The organism is Chryseobacterium pyrolae (assembly GCF_025153485.1).
GTDB lineage: Bacteria > Bacteroidota > Bacteroidia > Flavobacteriales > Weeksellaceae > Chryseobacterium > Chryseobacterium antibioticum.
In genome coordinates, this window is the sequence record NZ_JANZQH010000007.1 from 170487 (window position 1) to 190192 (window position 19706).

The 19706-nt window shown below is 36.9% G+C and carries 23 protein-coding genes and 1 riboswitch; of the genes, 9 read left to right on the plus strand and 14 right to left on the minus strand.

Translation table 11 applies throughout. From position 1 onward, the window contains the following. Positions 1-20: 20 nt before the first annotated feature. Positions 21-1538, minus strand: a complete 1518-nt coding sequence (locus tag NZD88_RS15365) for an NAD(P)H-hydrate dehydratase (protein WP_259830293.1) — start codon at positions 1536-1538, stop codon at positions 21-23. Between the two features lie 244 nt (positions 1539-1782). Between NZD88_RS15365 and mscL the strand changes: the two genes are divergently transcribed. Further along, complete coding sequence (gene mscL / locus NZD88_RS15370) at positions 1783-2226, plus strand: large conductance mechanosensitive channel protein MscL (RefSeq protein ID WP_259830294.1); 444 nt, start codon at positions 1783-1785, stop codon at positions 2224-2226. A 52-nt stretch (positions 2227-2278) separates the two neighbouring features. On the opposite strand, the gene NZD88_RS15375 is transcribed toward mscL, so the two are convergent. Next, complete coding sequence (locus NZD88_RS15375; protein WP_259830295.1) at positions 2279-3238, minus strand: D-2-hydroxyacid dehydrogenase; 960 nt, start codon at positions 3236-3238, stop codon at positions 2279-2281. Between the two features lie 99 nt (positions 3239-3337). Then, positions 3338-3742: an LNS2 domain-containing protein gene (locus tag NZD88_RS15380; RefSeq protein ID WP_169235480.1), complete on the minus strand. Its 405-nt coding sequence runs from the start codon at positions 3740-3742 to the stop codon at positions 3338-3340. 314 nt (positions 3743-4056) lie between these two features. Here NZD88_RS15380 and idi point away from each other — a divergent pair, with 314 nt between their 5' ends. The 3 genes from idi to gcvT are packed head-to-tail and all read left to right on the plus strand — an operon-like array spanning position 4057 to position 6126. Next, positions 4057-4566 (plus strand): isopentenyl-diphosphate Delta-isomerase, encoded by a 510-nt coding sequence (gene idi / locus NZD88_RS15385; RefSeq protein WP_259830296.1) that lies wholly within the window; start codon positions 4057-4059, stop codon positions 4564-4566. Between the two features lie 3 nt (positions 4567-4569). Next, entirely contained in the window at positions 4570-5040 is a 471-nt protein-coding gene (locus tag NZD88_RS15390) for a hypothetical protein (protein WP_259830297.1), read from the plus strand. 9 nt (positions 5041-5049) lie between these two features. Further along, positions 5050-6126, plus strand: coding sequence for a glycine cleavage system aminomethyltransferase GcvT (gcvT, locus tag NZD88_RS15395; RefSeq protein WP_259830298.1), 1077 nt, complete (start codon positions 5050-5052; stop codon positions 6124-6126). Between the two features lie 56 nt (positions 6127-6182). Here gcvT and NZD88_RS15400 read toward each other — a convergent pair whose 3' ends face one another. The 3 genes from NZD88_RS15400 to NZD88_RS15410 all read right to left on the minus strand — a co-directional run bounded on the left by NZD88_RS15400 (position 6183) and on the right by NZD88_RS15410 (position 7152). Continuing rightward, complete coding sequence (locus tag NZD88_RS15400; protein WP_259830300.1) at positions 6183-6371, minus strand: hypothetical protein; 189 nt, start codon at positions 6369-6371, stop codon at positions 6183-6185. Between the two features lie 83 nt (positions 6372-6454). Beyond that, complete coding sequence (locus NZD88_RS15405) at positions 6455-6799, minus strand: hypothetical protein (protein ID WP_259830302.1); 345 nt, start codon at positions 6797-6799, stop codon at positions 6455-6457. Further along, positions 6796-7152 carry an arsenate reductase family protein gene (locus NZD88_RS15410; RefSeq protein ID WP_259830304.1) on the minus strand — a complete coding sequence of 119 codons (357 nt, stop codon included), beginning with the start codon at positions 7150-7152 and terminating at the stop codon, positions 6796-6798. The genes NZD88_RS15405 and NZD88_RS15410 overlap by 4 nt, the downstream gene beginning before the upstream one ends. Before the next feature lie 122 nt (positions 7153-7274). Between NZD88_RS15410 and NZD88_RS15415 the strand changes: the two genes are divergently transcribed. From NZD88_RS15415 to NZD88_RS15435, 5 genes are all read left to right on the plus strand, one after another. After that, entirely contained in the window at positions 7275-7742 is a 468-nt protein-coding gene (locus NZD88_RS15415) for an acyl-CoA thioesterase (protein ID WP_169235424.1), read from the plus strand. 35 nt (positions 7743-7777) lie between these two features. Continuing rightward, entirely contained in the window at positions 7778-8614 is an 837-nt protein-coding gene (locus tag NZD88_RS15420) for a GLPGLI family protein (protein ID WP_259830305.1), read from the plus strand. 36 nt (positions 8615-8650) lie between these two features. Then, positions 8651-8717: riboswitch (Fluoride riboswitch) on the plus strand. A 31-nt stretch (positions 8718-8748) separates the two neighbouring features. After that, positions 8749-10053 carry a voltage-gated chloride channel family protein gene (locus NZD88_RS15425; RefSeq protein ID WP_259830306.1) on the plus strand — a complete coding sequence of 435 codons (1305 nt, stop codon included), beginning with the start codon at positions 8749-8751 and terminating at the stop codon, positions 10051-10053. Between the two features lie 227 nt (positions 10054-10280). Then, positions 10281-11159: a LysR family transcriptional regulator gene (locus NZD88_RS15430; RefSeq protein ID WP_259830307.1), complete on the plus strand. Its 879-nt coding sequence runs from the start codon at positions 10281-10283 to the stop codon at positions 11157-11159. Between the two features lie 215 nt (positions 11160-11374). Further along, a complete protein-coding gene (locus NZD88_RS15435) occupies positions 11375-12310 on the plus strand; it encodes a YeiH family protein (protein WP_259830308.1) in 936 nt (311 codons plus the stop codon). 582 nt (positions 12311-12892) lie between these two features. On the opposite strand, the gene NZD88_RS15440 is transcribed toward NZD88_RS15435, so the two are convergent. From NZD88_RS15440 to ubiE, 8 genes are all read right to left on the minus strand, one after another. Further along, a complete protein-coding gene (locus tag NZD88_RS15440; RefSeq protein WP_169235420.1) occupies positions 12893-13078 on the minus strand; it encodes a hypothetical protein in 186 nt (61 codons plus the stop codon). 145 nt (positions 13079-13223) lie between these two features. Further along, on the minus strand, positions 13224-14465 hold the full coding sequence (locus NZD88_RS15445) for an MFS transporter (protein WP_259830309.1): 1242 nt from the start codon (positions 14463-14465) through the stop codon (positions 13224-13226). A gap of 303 nt (positions 14466-14768) precedes the next feature. Further along, positions 14769-15341 carry a DUF6624 domain-containing protein gene (locus tag NZD88_RS15450; protein WP_259830311.1) on the minus strand — a complete coding sequence of 191 codons (573 nt, stop codon included), beginning with the start codon at positions 15339-15341 and terminating at the stop codon, positions 14769-14771. Positions 15342-15654: 313 nt separating this feature from the next. Then, entirely contained in the window at positions 15655-17226 is a 1572-nt protein-coding gene (rny, locus tag NZD88_RS15455) for a ribonuclease Y (protein ID WP_259830313.1), read from the minus strand. 230 nt (positions 17227-17456) lie between these two features. Beyond that, on the minus strand, positions 17457-17744 hold the full coding sequence (locus NZD88_RS15460; RefSeq protein ID WP_169235417.1) for a cell division protein ZapA: 288 nt from the start codon (positions 17742-17744) through the stop codon (positions 17457-17459). Further along, the gene (locus NZD88_RS15465; RefSeq protein ID WP_169235416.1) at positions 17744-18046 is read right to left on the minus strand and encodes a hypothetical protein; all 303 of its coding nucleotides are present in this window, start codon (positions 18044-18046) and stop codon (positions 17744-17746) included. The genes NZD88_RS15460 and NZD88_RS15465 overlap by 1 nt, the downstream gene beginning before the upstream one ends. A 141-nt stretch (positions 18047-18187) precedes the next feature. After that, entirely contained in the window at positions 18188-18970 is a 783-nt protein-coding gene (gene porT / locus NZD88_RS15470) for a type IX secretion/gliding motility protein PorT/SprT (protein WP_259830316.1), read from the minus strand. A 3-nt stretch (positions 18971-18973) separates the two neighbouring features. Beyond that, entirely contained in the window at positions 18974-19705 is a 732-nt protein-coding gene (gene ubiE / locus NZD88_RS15475; RefSeq protein WP_169235414.1) for a bifunctional demethylmenaquinone methyltransferase/2-methoxy-6-polyprenyl-1,4-benzoquinol methylase UbiE, read from the minus strand. Position 19706: the final 1 nt, after the last annotated feature.

Genomic DNA, 19706 nt, shown 5'->3' on the forward strand with positions numbered 1-19706 from the left:
TTTTAAAGGTTTTCCAATAATCATAATTTAAACCCTGCTCTCCTGTTCAATTCCTCAAAGACCTTTCCAAACGTATTGATTACATCTGTAGGAAGCATCGCTTCTTTAGAGTGTTTTTCAGCAGCTAAATCTGCAGCCCTCCCATGGAGCCACACTCCTAAAATGCATGCATTTTCTTCAGAATATCCCTGTGCAAGAAGAGAAGTCAGGATACCCGTAAGAATATCTCCGCTTCCTCCTTTGGCAAGCCCTGCATTTCCTGTAATATTATAAAATACATTTCCTTCCGGACTAATAATCTGGGTATGATGGTCTTTTAGTACAATAAAAACATTAAATTCTGCAGCTTTTTCACGAGCAAGCTTCAGTCTTTCAAAAGAGTTTTCCGTACTTCCGAATAACCGTTCAAATTCTTTAGGATGCGGTGTGATCACAGATCTTTCAGGAATCAGCTTTAGATTTTTATTATCTTTTGAAATAATATTCAGGGCATCAGCATCTAAAACCAGAGGATCGTGATAGTCTTTTAAAAAGTCCAGTAACCCTTTTTCTGTCTCTCCTTCAGTTCCCAGTCCAGGTCCTATACCATAAACGGTGTTGTCTTCCGATTTGAAATGATCTATAAATCTGGTACCGCTTTCTATAAACATAGCTTCAGGACATGAGATCTGCAGAATGTCGTAACCGCATTCAGGAGCCAGTGTAATAGTAAGACCAGCTCCTGTCTTTAAGGCAGATTTTGTAGCCAGTACTACCGCTCCTATTTTACCATAGCTTCCACCAGCAATAGTCACTTTTCCATAGGTTCCTTTATGTGAAAACTCCTGTCTGGGATTAAAAATACGGTCGATTAATTTTTCATCAATAGTAAAATTTTCAACAGACTCCGAGTCTATATAGTCTGTATGCAACCCTATATCCAGAATGATTACTTTTCCAGCATACTGCCCGGTTTCAGGATGGAGAAAGCTTTTTTTCCAGCTTTGAAAGCTCAGCGTATAATCGGCTTTAAAAATAACCGAATTTTCTTCAAATATAGTATCAGCTGGTAAACCTGAAGGAATATCAACGGAAATCTTAATACAGTTTTCCTCATTCAATACCTCAACCAATTCTTTATAAATACCTTCCAAAGGGCGTGACAAGCCGGTGCCAAACAACGCATCAACAATGATGGTTTTATTATCATAATTATACTGTTCTGCTTCTTTGAACTCCCTGACAGAAATTCCAGAGAGGTCCCGAAGTCTTTTTAAATTGACTGAAGCTTCATCTGAATATTTACCTCTAAAGTTCTTTACAAAAATATCTACATCGAACCCTTTCATATAGAGAATTCTCGCTATCGCCAATCCGTCACCGCCATTGTTTCCGGTACCACAGAATACTGCAATTTTTTTATGGTTTTTACAGTTTTCGGAAATCCAGCTGGCTAATGCTTCTGAAGCTCTTTCCATAAGCTGTATAGAGGAAATGGGTTCGTTCGAAATGGTAAAGCTATCCCAGCTGCGTATTTGTTCTGTGGTTAATATTTTCATAAGATGAAGTGAAACTTTTAACCAAATTACGAAAGATTTCTTTTACAGTCTATCCTCTTTAAAGAAATATCCGCAGAATATTATTATGATAAACATTTCATTAAAAATATTAATTTTCGTTAAAAAATGACTCAAACACAATCTATAATTCAAGAATTATGGAATAAAAAAACGTTGGAAATTAATGTTTTTTACATTTTTTAATTATATTTTTGTGTGTTTACTAATTAAAAAAATATAAATTATGGGATTTGTTAAAGAATTTAAAGAGTTTGCCGTTAAGGGTAATGCTTTCGACCTGGCTGTTGGGGTAATCATTGGAGGTGCATTTGGAAAGATAGTATCAAGTGTTGTAGATGACCTTATTATGCCTTTGGTAGGAGCTGTTATTGGTAAGCCGGATTTCAGCAGTTTATATCTTGTGCTTGCAGATGTCAACAACGGTGTAAAGCCGGGCATGACACTGGAAAATGCAAAAAAAATAGACGGAGCAAGTATTTTTGCCTATGGAAATTTCCTGACGGTAGGTATTAATTTCTTACTGCTTGCTATGGTCGTTTTTATTATGGTAAGAATGATTAACAAAATGAAAAAAACGGAAGCAGAAGCTCCTGCGGCTGCCCCTACTGCAGATCAACAATTACTGACAGAAATCAGAGACCTTCTAAAAAGCAAAAACAATATATAAAAACGAAAGCACCTCAGTTTGAGGTGCTTTTTTATTTTTATCCGTTCAGCTGTTACTGAATCTGTAGAATACTTGAGATCTGTTCTGCCAGAGAAAGCCCGATTCTATCCTGAGCTTCTAAAGTAGATGCCCCTGTGTGCGGCGTCAATGAGATCTTTGAATGGTTCAATATGGCTTTAGAAGGGGTAGGCTCATTGATGAAAACATCTAATCCTGCAAATTTTACCTTTCCTGAGTCTAACGCTTCTATTAAAGCTGATTCGTCGATAACGCCACCTCTTGAGCAATTCACGACAGCAACACCGTCTTTCATGATGTCAAACTCATTTTTCCCGATCATATATCCGTCTTTCTGAGCCGGAACGTGCAGGGTAATAAAATCTGAATGTTTCAATACCTCCTGAAGCGGTTCCGTTTCAATATCTACATTGATGAACTGGTTGTTGTAGAATTTTACTTTGATGCTTGCCTTTCCTACATTATTATCTGCGGCAATCACTCTCATTCCCAATCCAAGAGCAATTCTGGCAACTTCCTGTCCTATTCGTCCCATTCCAACAATACCAATGGTTTTTCCTCTTAGTTCGATACCCGCAGTATATGCTTTTTTAAGGCCTGCAAATTCTGTATCTCCTACTACCGGCATTTTTCTGTTTGAATCCTGAAGGAATCTTGCTCCTGAAAATAAGTGAGCAAAAACAAGTTCAGCAACTGATTCTGAAGAAGCAGAAGGTGTATTGATCACATGAATTCCTTTTTCTCTTGCATAGTCCACATCAATATTATCCATTCCTACACCACCACGTCCAATAATCCCAAGCGAAGGGCATCCGTCAATAATATCTTTTCTTACCTGCGTGGCACTTCTTACCAACAGGGTGCGGATTTTATGTTCATTAATGTAATCTACCAAAAACTCCTGCGGAACTTTTGCAGTGATCACTTCAAACCCTTTCTCAGTCAGTGCATCAATTCCAGATTGATCCAGACCGTCATTTGCTAAAACTTTCATAAATACAATTGATATTAAAAGTGAAAAGATTTAAAAATTAAAGAATTTTCAGTGCGTACACTTTCATTGTTCAATTTTTAAATCTTCGTATATGTTTTCTTAATCTTCTCTGAAAACTTCAATGGTTACTTGCTTTTCTACAAGGTCTGTAAATCTGCCTTTGTATCTTGTAGCTCTTACCAAGTGATTGTCTATCCAGTGATAGTTACCTCCTCTCGGTTTTCCGCAGAGTACACTGTGGTACTTGAAGCCGTGCTTATCCAGCCAGTCGATGGTAATCTGCTTCAGGTTTTCTGTTCTTGATGTGAAAAAACAGATCTGATGCCCTTCGTCATACCATTTGTTGACTGTTTCAAGTGCATCCGGGTAAGGCTCACAGGTAACCATTCTTTCTGGTTCTTCGTTCGGAACGTCCTCTGTAATGGTACCGTCGATGTCTATTAAGTAATTTTTTACCCCGTCCTTAAGAATCGGACTTATATGCTCTTTATATTCTAACTCCATCATTAAAATTTGAAATGCAAAGTTACGGTTTTTACCTTGAAGCTCAATATCAAATTTGGTATATATTGAAAATACACTGTAAAAAATGCTATTTAGTGAATAAAATTAACAATACCTTATCATTAATCTAGCTGTAGTTAATTTTATTCCGTTTCTAATGTGATTTTAAATTTTTAAATGTTTACGCTACACCTAAAATAAAAGTTATCTCCTTGATCTACCGTTTATCTTTTCATCTTTAGCTGTTATTGCATATCATATGATGTTTCTCTAAAAATTTTCAAAATACATTTATTAGGCTTACATTTGTAGAAATGGAAGAATTTGTAGTTTTAGTAAATCCTGAAGATGACGTTTTAGGCCTTATGGAAAAGCAGCAGGCTCATATCAACGGGCTTCTGCATCGTGCATTTTCTGTATTTTTGTTCAATAGCAAAGGTGAAATGCTTCTTCAGAAAAGAGCATCAGGAAAATACCATTCTCCCAATCAATGGACTAATGCTGTATGCTCTCACCCAAAAGAAGGTGAAACCTATCTTGAAGGCGCCCAACGCAGACTTAATGAAGAACTGGGAATTGAAACTCATCTTTCAGAAAAATTCAGTTTTATTTATAAAGCAGATGTAGGCAGCGGTCTTTGGGAACACGAACTCGACCACGTATTTGTAGGAAACCATGAGGCAGGTTTCAATTTGAATAAAGAAGAAGTGGAAGATGTAAGATACATTTCCATGAAGGATCTTGATCAGGAAATCACTGAAAACCCAGGAAACTTTACCGAGTGGTTTAAAATTATCCTTGAAGAATATAAACACCATTTTTAATTGATGAAAAAAATACTGCTTGTATCCGCTTTTTTATCGGCAAGTTTATTTTTTGCCCAGAAAGCAAAAGTTTATGACAGTCCCGGCTACTCTATCCGCGTTCCGGAAGGCTGGAGATCTACCAATGACAACGAAATTGTCAATATTTTCCCGGACAACGAGATCGGAGCCATTACGATTTCAGAATACCATGATCTGGAACTTCCGAAGACCGATATGAAAAAATTCATCCTTGCCCTTTACCAGTCTCAGGAACCTGAGAATAAAATAAAGGAAAGCAAAGGGAAAAAGGGCTACACAGAATATTTTTACGAATATTTTGATGAAAAAGAACAACTGTTCTGGATCACCAAGGCTTTTCAAAAAGACAAAGACCTGTATCTTGTTTCCATCAACTGTGGCCAAAAGTTCTGGAACGGAAATTACATGAACCTATTTAACGAAACTTTCAACAGCTTTAAAATAAAGAAATAAAAATTAAATATGAAGAAAACAGCCTTATACGATAAACACGTTTCTTTGGGCGCTAAAATCGTACCTTTTGCAGGTTTTGAAATGCCTGTACAGTATTCTGGTGTAACGGAAGAGCATTTTGCCGTAAGAGAAAAAGCAGGATTGTTCGATGTTTCGCACATGGGACAGTTTTTTATTGAAGGACCGGGATCTAAAGATCTTTTACAGTTTGTTACGACAAACAATGTAGATGCTTTGGAAAACGGGAAAGCTCAATATTCTTGCCTTCCTAATGAAAACGGAGGAATCGTGGACGATCTTATTGTTTACAAAATGGAAGACAATAAATATTTCGTTGTAGTAAACGCGTCAAATATCGAAAAAGACTGGAATCATATCTCAAAATATAACACTTTCGGAGCTCAAATGACCAACGCATCTGATGAGATGTCATTATTAGCGATCCAGGGCCCTAAAGCTACTGAAATCCTTCAAAAGCTTACAGAAACTAATCTTTCTGAAATTCCTTACTATAATTTTGCCGTTGGAAGTGTTGCGGGAGTCAGTAATGTGATCATTTCGAACACAGGATATACGGGAAGCGGTGGATTTGAAATCTACTTCAACAATGAAAACGCTGAACAGCTTTGGGACGCCATCATCAATGCCGGTGAAGCTGAAGGAATTGTTCCTGCCGGACTTGCTGCAAGAGATACTTTAAGATTAGAAAAAGGGTTCTGTCTATACGGAAACGATATTGATGATACCACGTCTCCTATTGAAGCGGGATTAGGATGGATCACGAAATTTGATAAAGATTTTGTTTCTAAAGACACATTTGCCAAGCAGAAAGAAGAAGGTATTACCCGAAAACTGGTAGGTTTTGAACTTCAGGACAAAGGGGTTCCAAGACATGATTATCCGGTAGTAGATGCAGAAGGAAATGTAATTGGAAAAGTAACGTCAGGAACGCAGTCACCCATGAAAAAGATCGGTCTAGGTCTGGCTTATGTAGACAAGCCTCACTTCAAACTGGGTTCTGAAATCTTTATTCAGGTAAGAAACAAGAACATTCCGGCTAAAGTAGTGAAAGCTCCTTTCATATAATGTTCAAAAAATATTCAAATAAGAAGAGGCTGTAAATTACAGCCTCTTTTTTGTGGTTAATAACAGATGCAGCAAATCTTTCTGTCCGGACTACAGGCATCCCCGACTCCCGGAGTATTAGAAATAACGCCACCACCCGGCCCACAAAGAGTAAAGCAATTGACAACAGGAACTTTACCTGCTCCCATAATCTCTTTTAATGCTGATCTGTTAAGATTTTTTGTTTTTAAAAAGTCTTTTTTCATGATATTATTTTTTGATTATTATAAATATAAGTATTTAATAATGAATTCATTAAAAATAAATCACAAAATATGGATAAAAACAATTATTTCTTAGGCACATGCTGAAAACAATAATCATTTCCAATACGCGTGTAGTGCTTACATCTTGTCCCCGCTCTTGTTTTTCCTAAGCATTGGTTCCCTTTATTGACACCGTTTACTTTTTTAGGGCTGGAAACAATTCCGTACACTGATGTTTTGGGAGGATTGCATATTTTACAGGGTTGAAGTCCGATTTCCACCGCTTTCCTTACATCCAGGCCAGAAGAAACATTTTTCACCATTCTGCATGATGATACATGATATTTTGCCCCTGATGGGGTTCTATAGACTGTCTGTCCATAGAAACTGAATGAAGTAAAAAGCAGTATGGAAATTAGATATTTCATTCATTGGCTGCAAAGAATTCTCTTAAAGCCTCCAAGTTCTTCTTATCATTTCCTACAAAAATTTCGTTATCTGTAATAAAAACAGGACGTTTCAGAAAAGTGTAGTGATCCAGAAGCAGATCTTTGAAGTCATTTTCCTGAAGAGTCTTTGCATCGAGATCTCTTAATTTGATCTGTGTTGATTTTTTACTGAACAAGGCTTCATATGACTTTGTTTTTTTATACATCGCTTCCAGCTCATCCTTTGTAAGCGGTTCTTTTTTGATCTCACGGAGTTCCCAACCTTTAAGATTAAACTTGGCTAATATTTTTCTGCACGTATCGCATGTATTAAGATAGAATACTTTCTTCATTGTTACTTTTTAAATCTGTTATTTGTTAAATTTCCTTCTTCATTGAAGTTTGATCTTTCAAAAGTAGGATTTAATCCAAAATTCTGGAAATTATTAAATAACTTTATTAAAATTTTATAAAGATGCAGAACAAGCCTATTACTTTTCAGTTTATTTCGGAGCCTTCAGATGTGAATTATGGAGGAAATGTACATGGAGGAAGCGTCATGAAATGGATCGATCAGGCTGGTTATGCGTGTGCCACGACATGGAGCGGAAATTATTCTGTCACTGTTTATGTGGGCGGGATCCGTTTTTATGAACCGATTAAGATCGGGGAAGTCGTAAGAGTAGATGCACAAGTGATCTATACCGGAAAATCGAGCATGCATATTTCGATCAATGTTTTTTCAAGAAATCTGAAGCAGCCTACTTTCGACAAAAAGACCCACTGTATTATTGTTTTTGTAGCTGTAGATGAAAACGGTAAAAAACTTCCTGTCCCTGTTTGGGTCCCTGAAACTGAAGAGGAAAAACAGCAGGAACTGTACGCTAAACGCCTCATGGACCTAAGAACGCAGATTGAGGATGAAATGAAACCGTTTTTGTAAATTAAAAAAACTGTCCTTTTTATTACCATTTATCTATGAAAAGTTTTTTTGTAATATCCACGCTGTTTTTTATGGTAGCCATTCAATCGCAAACCCATAGATTCATTTATGGTCTGCAATACAAAATGGATTCTACAGAAACGGGTTATGAAAAACTGAATATGATTCTGGATATTAGCCCAAAAGAGGTAAAATTTTATGGTCAAAATTTATTGGCTACTGATTCTTTAAATAAAAAATTTGGGACAAACAACAGCCATACCGATATGTCTGGACTGGTTGTGAAAAGAAAGATCAATACTTTTGACAACGAAAATTTCATTGCCATTAAGGAAGGATATTATTCTTTTAAAACTACGGACAAAATCAGCTGGGTTATTTCGGATGAGACAAAAAAGGTGGAAAATTATACGCTGCAAAAAGCCTCTGCCCAGTTTGGAGGAAGGAACTGGACAGCATGGTTTTGTAAGGACATTCCTTTTAATGAAGGTCCTTATAAATTTCGTGGACTTCCGGGTCTCATTTTTGAACTATCGGATTCAAGGAAAAATTTCATCTTTAATCTGGTAAAAAGTCAAAAACTATCCGGCATTTATTCCACTGATAACTTCGTAGAATCCAATTTCGGAAATAAAGCAATACCCATTAATGAAAAACAGAAGTATAAGCTTATCACAGATTTTTATAATGATCCTTTTGCATTTGAAAGAAACAATTTCAACAAAGCAAATACCAATCTGAAGATCAATATCAACGGAAAAGAGATCCACACTGTTGATGAGCTGAATACCCAGACAAAAAATATGCAGGAGGTGATCAGAAAATACAACAATCCCATAGAAATAGATAAAGCAGTTCATTATAAACCATAATATTTTTGATAATAAATTCTTATTTTTATATTTGCACAGCATAAAGGAAATGGTGCTCTTCCTTACCCAACCGCTTACAGAAGCTGATGACGCCTGATTAAGAGATTATTAGCCAATAACTGATCAGGATTATTATGTCAAAAAAACAACGAACACTTTATAGAAAAACAGTTTTTTATACCCAATTATTCTTTAGAAAATATCCTGCCCTGCCTTATATTTCAAAATGGTTGTGCATCAGTATCATCATTGGTGGTTTGGTGGGAACGGCTTCCGCCGGATTTCTTCAGTCTCTGGAATGGGCCACCAACTTCCGGGAACATCATATCTGGCTGATTGCATTGCTTCCGGTTGCCGGATTTCTTATTGGTCTCGTATATTATTACTATGGAAAAGATGTAGAGGCAGGAAACAATGTACTGATCGACAGCATCCATGATCCCAAAGAGATCATTCCTTTCAAAATGGCGCCTTTTGTTTATCTGGGAACTATGTTTACCCATTTCTTCGGAGGTTCTGCCGGACGTGAAGGAACAGCGCTTCAAATGGCGGGAGCTATTGCAGATCAGCTCAGTAAACCATTTAAGCTTGATAAGAATGAAAGAAAAATCCTACTTATCGCTTCCATTGCTGCAGGTTTTGGATCTATTTTTGGGACCCCTCTGGCAGGTGCAGTTTTTGGGCTTGAAGTTTTCCTGATCGGAAGAATAAGGTATTCCGCTATTTTTCCGGCATTTGCATCCGCAATTCTTGCAAATTTAGCCACCGACCTTTGGAATGTGAAACATACCCATTATCACATCGATCTTATTCCTAAAATAGAATTTCTACCCATTTTATACAGTATTCTGGCTGGAATTGCTTTTGGGATCTGTGCGGCGGGTTTCAGCAGGCTTATTCATTGGGTAAGTTCTGTTTTTAAATCTAAAATCCAATATCCTCCGCTTCGTCCTGTGGTGGGTGGAATTATTGTTGCTCTGGCCGTTTTTGCTCTGGGAACTACAAGATACATCGGACTGGGAATTCCGGTGATTGTAGAATCTTTTGAGAAGGAACTTCCGTTGTCTGATTTTGCTCTAAAAATGATATTTACCATTGTTACCCTTTCAGCTGGATTTAAAGGTGGCGAAGTGACTCCTTTATTTTTTATCGGAGCGACTCTTGGAAGTGCGTTATCCTTTTTTATTCCGTTACCATTCGGACTGCTTGCAGGAATGGGTTTCGTAGCCGTATTTGCCGGAGCAACCAATACGCCGCTGGCCTGTATGCTGATGGGAATTGAATTATTCGGAGCAGAATCCGGTGTCTATATCGCTATTGCCTGCGTGGTTTCTTATTTAATTTCCGGCCACAACAGTATTTATACAAAACAAAAGATCGGGGAAACGAAAAACAGTAGATTTCAAAATGATCAGGACAAATCTATTTCGGATCTGTGAGAGGTTCAGGGTTTGAGTGTTATAGAGTTTGAGAGTCAGAGCGTTTTCAGAGTATGGAAACTGAAGATGTTATACTATGTCATTTTTACCCTAAGCCCCGCATCCCCAAACTAACCTTCTCACCCTTAATCACTACAACACTCAAACTCTATACCCCCTTTAAACACCATCACATCAATCGAAACCCCGTATAATTTTACTAAATTTACTACCCATAAGCTACAACAATGTTCGACTACAGATTAAAAGTTTTCCATACCGCTGCCTCAAGACTGAGTTTTACGAAAGCTTCCGAGGAACTTCATATTTCGCAACCTGCCGTGACCAAGCACATCAAAGAAATTGAAAGTCAGCTCGGGACAAAGCTTTTCGACAGAAAGGGAACTTCTGTCCAGCTTACTCAGAGTGGAAAAGTTTTATATGAATATGCGGAAAAGATCCGGAATCTCTACCGGGACATGGAATTTGAGATCAGCCAGATCAATGAACAGCATAAAGGAAAACTGATCATTGGAGCCAGCACAAGCGTTGCACAGTATGTTTTGCCTGAAATACTGGCTACATTCAATGCGTATTATCAAGAGATTAAGATCGAACTGATTACGCACAATACAGAAATTATTTCCGAACTTTTAAAAGAAGGAAAGATCGATCTGGGGATTATTGAAGGGGAATCTCAGTCTTCTTTTTTTGATTATAAAATTTTTAAAGCTGATGAGATCGTTCTTACAGCAAAGACAGACCATCCGCTAGCTCATAAAACTTTAAGCCTAAAAGATCTTTACGACTTAAATCTGATCTTCCGGGAACAGGGCTCGGGCACCCTGGAGTTTATCCAAAACCGTTTGAAGGAAAAAGGAATCAATATCGCAGAACTGAATACTGTCATGCAGCTGGGAAGCAGCGAAAGTATTAAGAATTACCTCTTACACTCGGACTGTATGGCGTTTTTGTCGATCAGTACCATTTTGAATGAATTAAAGAACAATACCCTTACGATTGTTGATATCAAAAACTTCAGTATTGAGAGAAATTTTCACTTTATCCTTCCAAAAGGAGAACAGTCGGAGATGATTAAACTTTTTCTGAGATTTGTGAAGAATTAGGTGCTAGGTGGTAGGTTGCAGATGGCAGGTGATTGGGTCGCAGTTTAAAAGCATAACCTGGACATCAGATTTCAGACACCAGATATCAGACTCCCCCAGCCCTAAACTCTCTCACTCGGAAATCCGAAAGCCATAACCAAAAGTTATCCATCATAATAAAATACAATTTACTTTGTAATACTATATTTCGGAATTTTGGAGTCTAAACTTATCATATGAAAGACTTCTTCCAAAATGAAACGATACGAAAAACTGTTTTTATTATACTGGCCCTCGTATGTCTGACTCCATGGGTCTCCTCACCGATTGCACTGGCCCTTGGTTTTGGTCTGGCAGTTCTTATAGGCAATCCGTTTGAAAAACATCTTCATCAATACATTCATCTTCTTCTTCAGATCTCGATTGTAGGTTTAGGATTTGGACTTAAATTGAATGAAGCGCTCGAGGCAGGAAAAACGGGCTTCTTTTTAACGGTTATCAGTATTTTGACAGTGATGATTCTGGGCTATATCTTAGGCAAGGTATTTAAGCTTGAGAGAAAGCTGTCTTATCTGATCTCTGCGGGAACAGCGATCTGCGGCGGAAGTGCCATTGCAGCTGTATCTCCTATTATAAAACCCAACACAAAAGAAATTTCTCTGGGTCTGGCTATTATTTTTACGCTGAATTCTGTGGCGTTGTTTGTTTATCCTGCTATTGGGCATTTTTTGCATCTTTCCCAGGAACAGTTCGGGCTTTGGTGCGCGGTGGGAATTCATGATACCAGTTCTGTGGTAGGCGCTGCCGGAAAATATGGAAACGAAGCTCTAAAGATAGCCACAACGGTAAAACTGGCCCGTGCTTTATGGATTATTCCGGTTTCTGTGATCACGATGTTTATTTTTAATAATAAGGAATCGAAGATTAAAATCCCGTGGTTCATAGGATGGTTTATTCTGGCCATTCTTTTAAACACGTATTTTCCGGTTTTTGACTATTTCAGTACTTCTGTGACTGCTGTAGCAAAATCCGGCCTTAATCTTACTTTATTCTTCATTGGATCTACTCTTTCAATCCAGACTCTAAGATCGATAGGTAGTAAACCATTGGCAGTAGCTGTTATTTTATGGATTACTATAAGTGTGGGGAGTTTGCTTTACATCATCAGTTAAATGACAAAAACCTTTTGGAAGGTCCAAAAGGCTTTTGCGTATTAAATGTGGAAATGTTTATTTCTGACTGAATGGTCTTTTATACAGACTGATCACAAGTGTATACCTGTGGGCAACCAATATATTGTACACAGTACCAAGGCCCCGTAACAGCACCTGAGCAGCTGCATCCGCATTTAGATAAATCGACTGGTCCACTTATCCCTCCTACGATGTTCTTTAAGTCTCCTTTTTTTAATTTTTTAGCATTTTTCATAATGGTGATTTGATATAGTTTTAAGATTAAACAATAAAGTTCAGTTACTTTTCAAAGTTAAACAAATATTAATTATTCGCAACATAATTAATTAAAATTTTAAAAATACCTTGATTTCATTAAGATTATCGCCCTAATAAAGGGATATCAACCGGAAATATTTATTAAACAGCTTTTATTTTTTGCTCTTTTAAACTGCTATAACCATCCGGAAGAATGACAACAGATTTTTTTTGAAGGAGGTTCTGAAATGTTTCCAGGACTCTTAAGCTTTAAGAAAAAGAAAACCTTTCAATGACTCGAAAGGTATTACTAAAATGTTTTCATTAACAGGTTATTACCTGCAGACATTTTTTATATTTTACACAATATGATGGTCCAGTCACTGCTCCTGTACAGCTACAGCCACATTTTGAAAGATCCGGGGTGACTACTCCCCCAACTCCTCCAATAATGTTTTTAAGGTCATCTTTTTTTAACTTTTTTGCTCTTTTTAAAATTTCCTGTGACATGATGTTTTGATTTTAATTAAACAATAGAATTAACTTCCTTTACTTTCAAAAGTAAACAATTAATGATTATTTAAAGCATAACAAAACGTTAATTTATTCATTTACTTGTACTTAAAAAGAAATCAATCTCTATCAAACCGCTGTATTACTCAGTAAACTCCAGATCTTTATCATGTGTTTCGGAAATGGTGAGCGATGAGTAAAAGGCAAGCCCAAACACAACAATACCTACAATGGCTGCACTGATGATTACCGTGAAATTATTTTTCAAAAGATCAAAGGCCAGAATCATTACCGGTACAAGCCCTCTTACCATATTGGGAACGGTAGTCGTGGCTGTATTTCTGATATTAGTCCCGAACTGTTCGGCTGCAAGGGTCACAAACATCGCCCAATACCCTGTCCCTAATCCCAGCCAGACACAGAACATATAATATTTCGTTTCTGTATTGGTATTTCCAAACAGCATGACGGCCACACCAATTATTGTGAAAAGCAACATATAAAAAATAGCCATTTTACGGGATTTCAAGGCGTGAGAGATAAAACCACTCATCAGGTCACCTACAGAAATACCCACGTAAGCCCACATAATAGCTTTTCCGGGATTGAGATCCTTTATCCCTAATTCAGGGGCAAATTGATTCGCTAAAACGGCCAGAATCCCTATACAATACCATGTAGGTAGTCCGACTGCGATGCATTTGAGATATCTGGTCAGACGTTCCTTATTGGTAAAAAAGGAGAGAAAATTGCCTTTGGAAACACTTTTATGGACTATATTTTTATAAATCCCTGATTCGGATACGCTTATCCTTAGCAACAGCAGCATTACACCCATAATTCCTCCGATGATATAAGAGATATTCCATCCACCTGCCAATTCTACGGTTAATTGAGCTACTACAGCACCCATTAAACCAAAACCGGCTACAACAGACGTTCCTATCGCCCTCAGACTCTTCGGCAGGCTTTCAGAAACGAGGGTAATTCCTGCTCCAAGCTCTCCGGCCAGTCCTATTCCGGCGATGAACCTTAAACCTGCATATTGATATAGCAGATGTTCTTTTGGGAAATAAGGTAAGAATCCGCACGCTAAATTAGCTAAGGAATAGACTAAAATGGAACCGAAAAGTACAGAAAGTCTTCCTTTTTTGTCGCCAAAGATTCCCCAAAAGATTCCTCCGATAAGAAGTCCCACCATCTGGCAGTTCAGGATAAAGGTTCCATCGGCGTCAGGGTTCAGACCTAAAGCTTTCAAACTGGGGATTCTTACGATACCGAATAAAAGCAGATCATAGATATCTACAAAATAGCCCAGGGCTGAAATGATAACGGGGATTGAAAAGATATACTTCAGTTTTGAAGACAAAGACAGTTCTTGCATTTTTAAGTTTTGATAAAAATAAAAAACCTTTCAATTTCTTGAAAGGTTTTTATACAATATCTTTATTCTGTTTCCCATTTATTAGTATATGGATCGAATGGGCATTGATTTAATTTTCTCCATGAAGAGTCATTAAATTCAATATCTGAATTGTCAAAGCAGATATAGCAGAATTGACAGTCTTTACAAATATTATGATAGGTCTTCTATAAACTGTATGTTAATATTCTCACTCATATCTATAAAGTATTACTTTGTGGTGTTGGTATTTGAAAAAAATCTGTGCCTATTTTTTATATCTACCTATCTGTTACTATTATTTACCTTATTTGAAGAATCAATTTTTTTTAAGTAATCTTCAAGAGGATATAAATTCATAGATTTCCTTCTCTTATTAATATTTGCAGGATCAATCAAGTTTTCAATAAAGGCAGATCCATTTTTGTTGATTGAATACTGGGTTCCATAGATTTGTTTCCTGTGATTTAATAGCTCATCTCTGTCTATCATGTAAGCCAGTTGTCTTTTGTCAGCATTTCCAGTCTTTACAGCTTTTTTCATAACCTGCAAATATTTTTCCCTTGTAGATAATTCTTGGGTGTGCTGAAATACTACAAACAAAGCAAGGTTTGCATCGTGGCCAATTTTATCTTCTCCTAACCAACCCAAACTATCAATTATCTTAGTTACAATCTTAGTGTTTTTTCTATCCAACAGATTTTGCTTTACATAATCGAAATTTGGCTGCCTAAATTTTTGGTCATCTTCCAAAACCTTTTCTAACGTTTTTCTTACTTCGGAATAGTTTTCTGATTTTTTACATCCGAAAAAGCAAAAACTAAGGATTAATAATATGTAATTAGATTTTTTATACACCACTTTATAAAATTATAAAAAGCATGTTTGTCTTCAAAGAGAAAAATAATAAATTTTATTATGTTAGATAGGTATTTTACACTTATCTCTTTTGATGTGAAAGTATATATTTATAACTCTAAGAAAAAATTATCGCTTTAAGGACCATTTGTTTGAAAATAAGAATATCAATAAAAAACTCAGTATTTGGCCTGATTCACAGAGTAATTGCTAAATGTGTCCGAAACCATTATTGAAGTAAATAGCTCTTCTTAAAAAATAAAAAACCTTTCAATTTCTTGAAAGGTTTTTATACAATATCTTTATTCTGTTATTATCTTGCAATATTCACAGCTCTTGTTTCTCTGATAACCGTTACTCTTACCTGTCCCGGATACGTCAGTTCATTCTGAATTTTTTCAGAGATGTCATAAGATAGCTGGTTGGCTACTTCATCATTTACTTTTCCACTTTCTACCATTACTCTCAGTTCTCTACCTGCCTGAATCGCATAAGCGCTTGATACGCCATCGAAACTTAATGCTGCAGCTTCAAGATCCTTCAGTCTCTGGATATAAGATTCAAGTACCTGTCTTCTTGCTCCCGGTCTTGCTCCTGAGATTGCATCAGCAACCTGGATGATCGGTGATAATAATGACTTCATTTCAATTTCGTCGTGGTGAGCTCCGATTGCATTAACAACTTCTGCGTTTTCACCATATTTTTCAGCCCACTGCATTCCCAGTAAAGCGTGAGGAAGTTCAGATTCCTGCTCAGGAACTTTACCGATATCGTGTAAAAGACCTGCTCTTTTCGCTAATTTTACGTTTAATCCCAGTTCAGCAGCCATTGTTGCAGCAATATTCGCTACTTCTCTTGAGTGCTGTAATAGGTTTTGTCCGTAAGAAGAACGGTATTTCATTCTTCCTACAATCTTGATCAGTTCCGGGTGCAATCCGTGGATTCCTAAATCAATGATTGTTCTTTTACCTACTTCAATGATCTCTTCTTCGATCTGTTTTTTTGTTTTTTCTACGACTTCTTCAATTCTAGCCGGGTGGATTCTTCCGTCCGTTACCAATCTGTGAAGGGATAATCTGGCAATCTCTCTTCTTACCGGATCGAAACATGAAAGAAGAATAGCTTCCGGAGTATCATCAACGATAATCTCTACTCCTGTCATCGCTTCTAAAGCACGGATATTTCTACCTTCTCTACCAATGATTCTTCCTTTTACCTCGTCAGATTCAATGTTGAAAACAGATACCGAGTTTTCGATAGCCTGTTCTGTTCCAATTCTCTGAATCGTCTGAACAACAATTTTTCTGGCTTCATTCTTAGCATTCAACTGAGCTTCCTCCATAATGCTCTGAACATGTGCCTGAGCTCTTGTTTTAGCTTCTGCTTTCATGGTTTCTACCAATTCTGCTTTAGCTTCCTCTGCGGTGTAATTGGCGATTTTCTCCAAAATCTCCACTTTTTTAGAAGTTGCCACATCAAGTTCCTGCTGTTTTCTATCTAAGATTTCATTTTTCTTAGCGTAATCTGCAATCTGCTTGTCAAGATCCTTTTCTAGTTTTCCTGTCTTGCTAAGCTCATCATTAAGCTTGTGTTCTTTGTCTTTGGTTCTTTTCTCTACCTCCTGCATTTTTCTCTCACGGGATTGAATATCCGCATCATGCTGAGATTTTAGTTCCAAAAATTTTTCTTTGGCCTGTAGGTTCTTTTCTTTCTTTATGGATTCAGCTTGAACATTTGCTTTTTCTATAAGGTTTTCGGCATTTTTCTTTGCATCATCTATAATAAATTTGCCCTTGGTGTTGAGTGAGCTTTTAGAAAAAAGAATTCCTATCACCGCACCAATTACAAGGCAAACCACGCCGACTATAATGGCTGTTATTGTCATAATATATATTGAGTTTTAATTGTCTTACACTTATTTAAATAAAAAAAACCTACAATAATCCAGTGATATAGAGTAAACTCCTAATCAACACGATTTGAACTGATTTCCACTGTCTGTAATCCGGGAGACCCGGCTCGCCATTCAGAGGACATTTGCTCGGTAATTGTTTAGCGTTGAGTTTACCTTTAATGTGTTAGAATTATTGTAGGCAGTCTGATGGGAAAAAAAATCTATTTCCCAATTTCATTCAACGTCTGATTAATCTTCACTAATCTTTCGTTGGTAGAATTTATATTTTTTTCGTAGTTGAGAGAAACCACCTCAGCATTGGTTCCCAGTTTCAGGGCACACATTGCTAAAGCATCTTGCTTGTCTCTTACATCGAAGTTCTGTTCAAAATCTTTAATCATATTTTCGATCTGCTTTCCTACTTTACGCAAAGTTTCCTCCTCTGCGGCCGGTACGTTCAGCGGATATACCCTTCCTGCAATGTTTATGGTTATTCTTCTTACATCCATTATAATCCACTGTTTTGAAGCTGTGCAATACAGAAATCAATTTCTTTTACCAATCGGTTGATATGGTTTTTCATTAATCTGTTGTGTTCAGGATTTCCTGATATTGCTGAATAAAGTTTTATATTTTTTTGTTCTTCTGCTAATACCTGATTTCTTCTTCTTTCCTCATCATATTTCGTTTTCAGTTCTTCATGCTCACTATTTAATTCTGATAACCTTTCAGTAAGACTTTTATAATTCTTTTGTAAAATCAAAATCTTTTTTTCTAATTCTGAAAAATTGTTTTCTAAATCTTGAAGCATTTCAGGTTTTCTATATTCTAACTAATAGCAAAAGTAAAAAAATAATAACAGTAACAAAAATAAAAGTCTCTATATTTTGATCAGTCATGAAAAAAGGAGATGCATAAGCACCTCCTTTTGTATTTTTTCTGCAATATTTTGTTATTCAAATTTCAAAACAAACATTACGGCTCTTGTCTGAAGCGTAGACATTGCTGTTGCCCAGTATGGAGGAGTATTGGCATTATCTGCTACTTTCTCGTTGTTCATAAAGAATGTTCCTCTTACCGCCGGAGTCAGTTTGAATTTATTGAAATAAAACTGGATCCCCAATTCAGCCGACCATGCAAAGTTATGCGTAGTAGATCTGAAAACCTGCTGCATGTTATCATCTTCAGAATCTGAATTAGACTGAAGGTTAACGATGTAGTTCACCCCTGCAGCAATGTAAGGTCTGGAGTTGTACCATCTCTGGCCGTGAAGTTCCAGTAATACCGGAACGTCTACCAATGTAGATTTAATCTCTCTTACTTTGTCTTTTTCCGTTAAAGGAATTGGAAGGAACGGCGGATTCGTCAATGTTCCAGCAGCGTACTGGTCATTAGACTGGGTATTAAAAGTCAACTGCCTTTGAGCAAATTGCAAGCCTGGCTCCAATCTTAAATCCAGATAGTCGTTCAGTCTCCATTTGGCGATCAATCCGGCCCCGAAGCTGTAGCTTTCTTTAGATTTAACAAGATTCTGATTACCTTCCGCACCATATCTTGGATGAAGGACGATACGGTAGTCTAGCCTGTTTCCGTTCAAATAAAACCCCCAACTGAACTTCTGCTCGTCAAAGTCTTCCAACTTATCCATTCTGTTTCGGGTTCTGAATTGTGCATCTGCAAAAACTGCAATATTAACTGAGGCTAAAACCAGTGCTCTTAATAAAAATTTATTCATAGGTTACTTTGTTGCTTTATAAATTGTGGCTATACCTAAACTTAGCTTTTTATATTCTACTTTCTTAAATCCTGTATCTAAAAGAATTTGCTTCATCTTTTCCCCGAAAGGAAAAGCATTTACAGAATCCGGAAGGTATGTATACGCCCTATTATCTTTGGAAACCAGTCTGCCTATGGCAGGTAATATGTTTCTGAAATAAAACATATAAAATGGACCTAAGAACCCCTCAACCTTTGAAAACTCCAGTATATAAACACTCTTGTTATCTTTAACTACTCTTCTTAATTCTGCCAAACCTTTGGGAAGGTTTTCAAAATTCCTTACTCCAAATGCAACGGAAACAGCATCAAATCTATTGTCCTCAAAAGGTAAATTTTCTGCATCCCCTTTTTGCATGGAAATTTTGCCGTCTAATTTAAGTTTTTTTATTTTAATAACGCCAACATTCAGCATTTGTTGTGATAAATCTAAACCAATTACTTTTGCATCGGTTCCTTTTTCAATCGTGATTGCTAAATCTCCTGTTCCTGTAGCGACATCCAGCACTTCCTGCGGATTGTCTTTTTTCATCATTTTCACCAATGTATTTCTCCATAAAACATCAATTTTCATAGATAAAACATGATTCAGAAGGTCATACTTCGGTGCAATATTGTCGAACATATCCTCTACCTGGCTCTTCTTGGTAGCCTCGGAATTGTAGGGAGTAACTTTGGTAATATCTTTTGTCAAA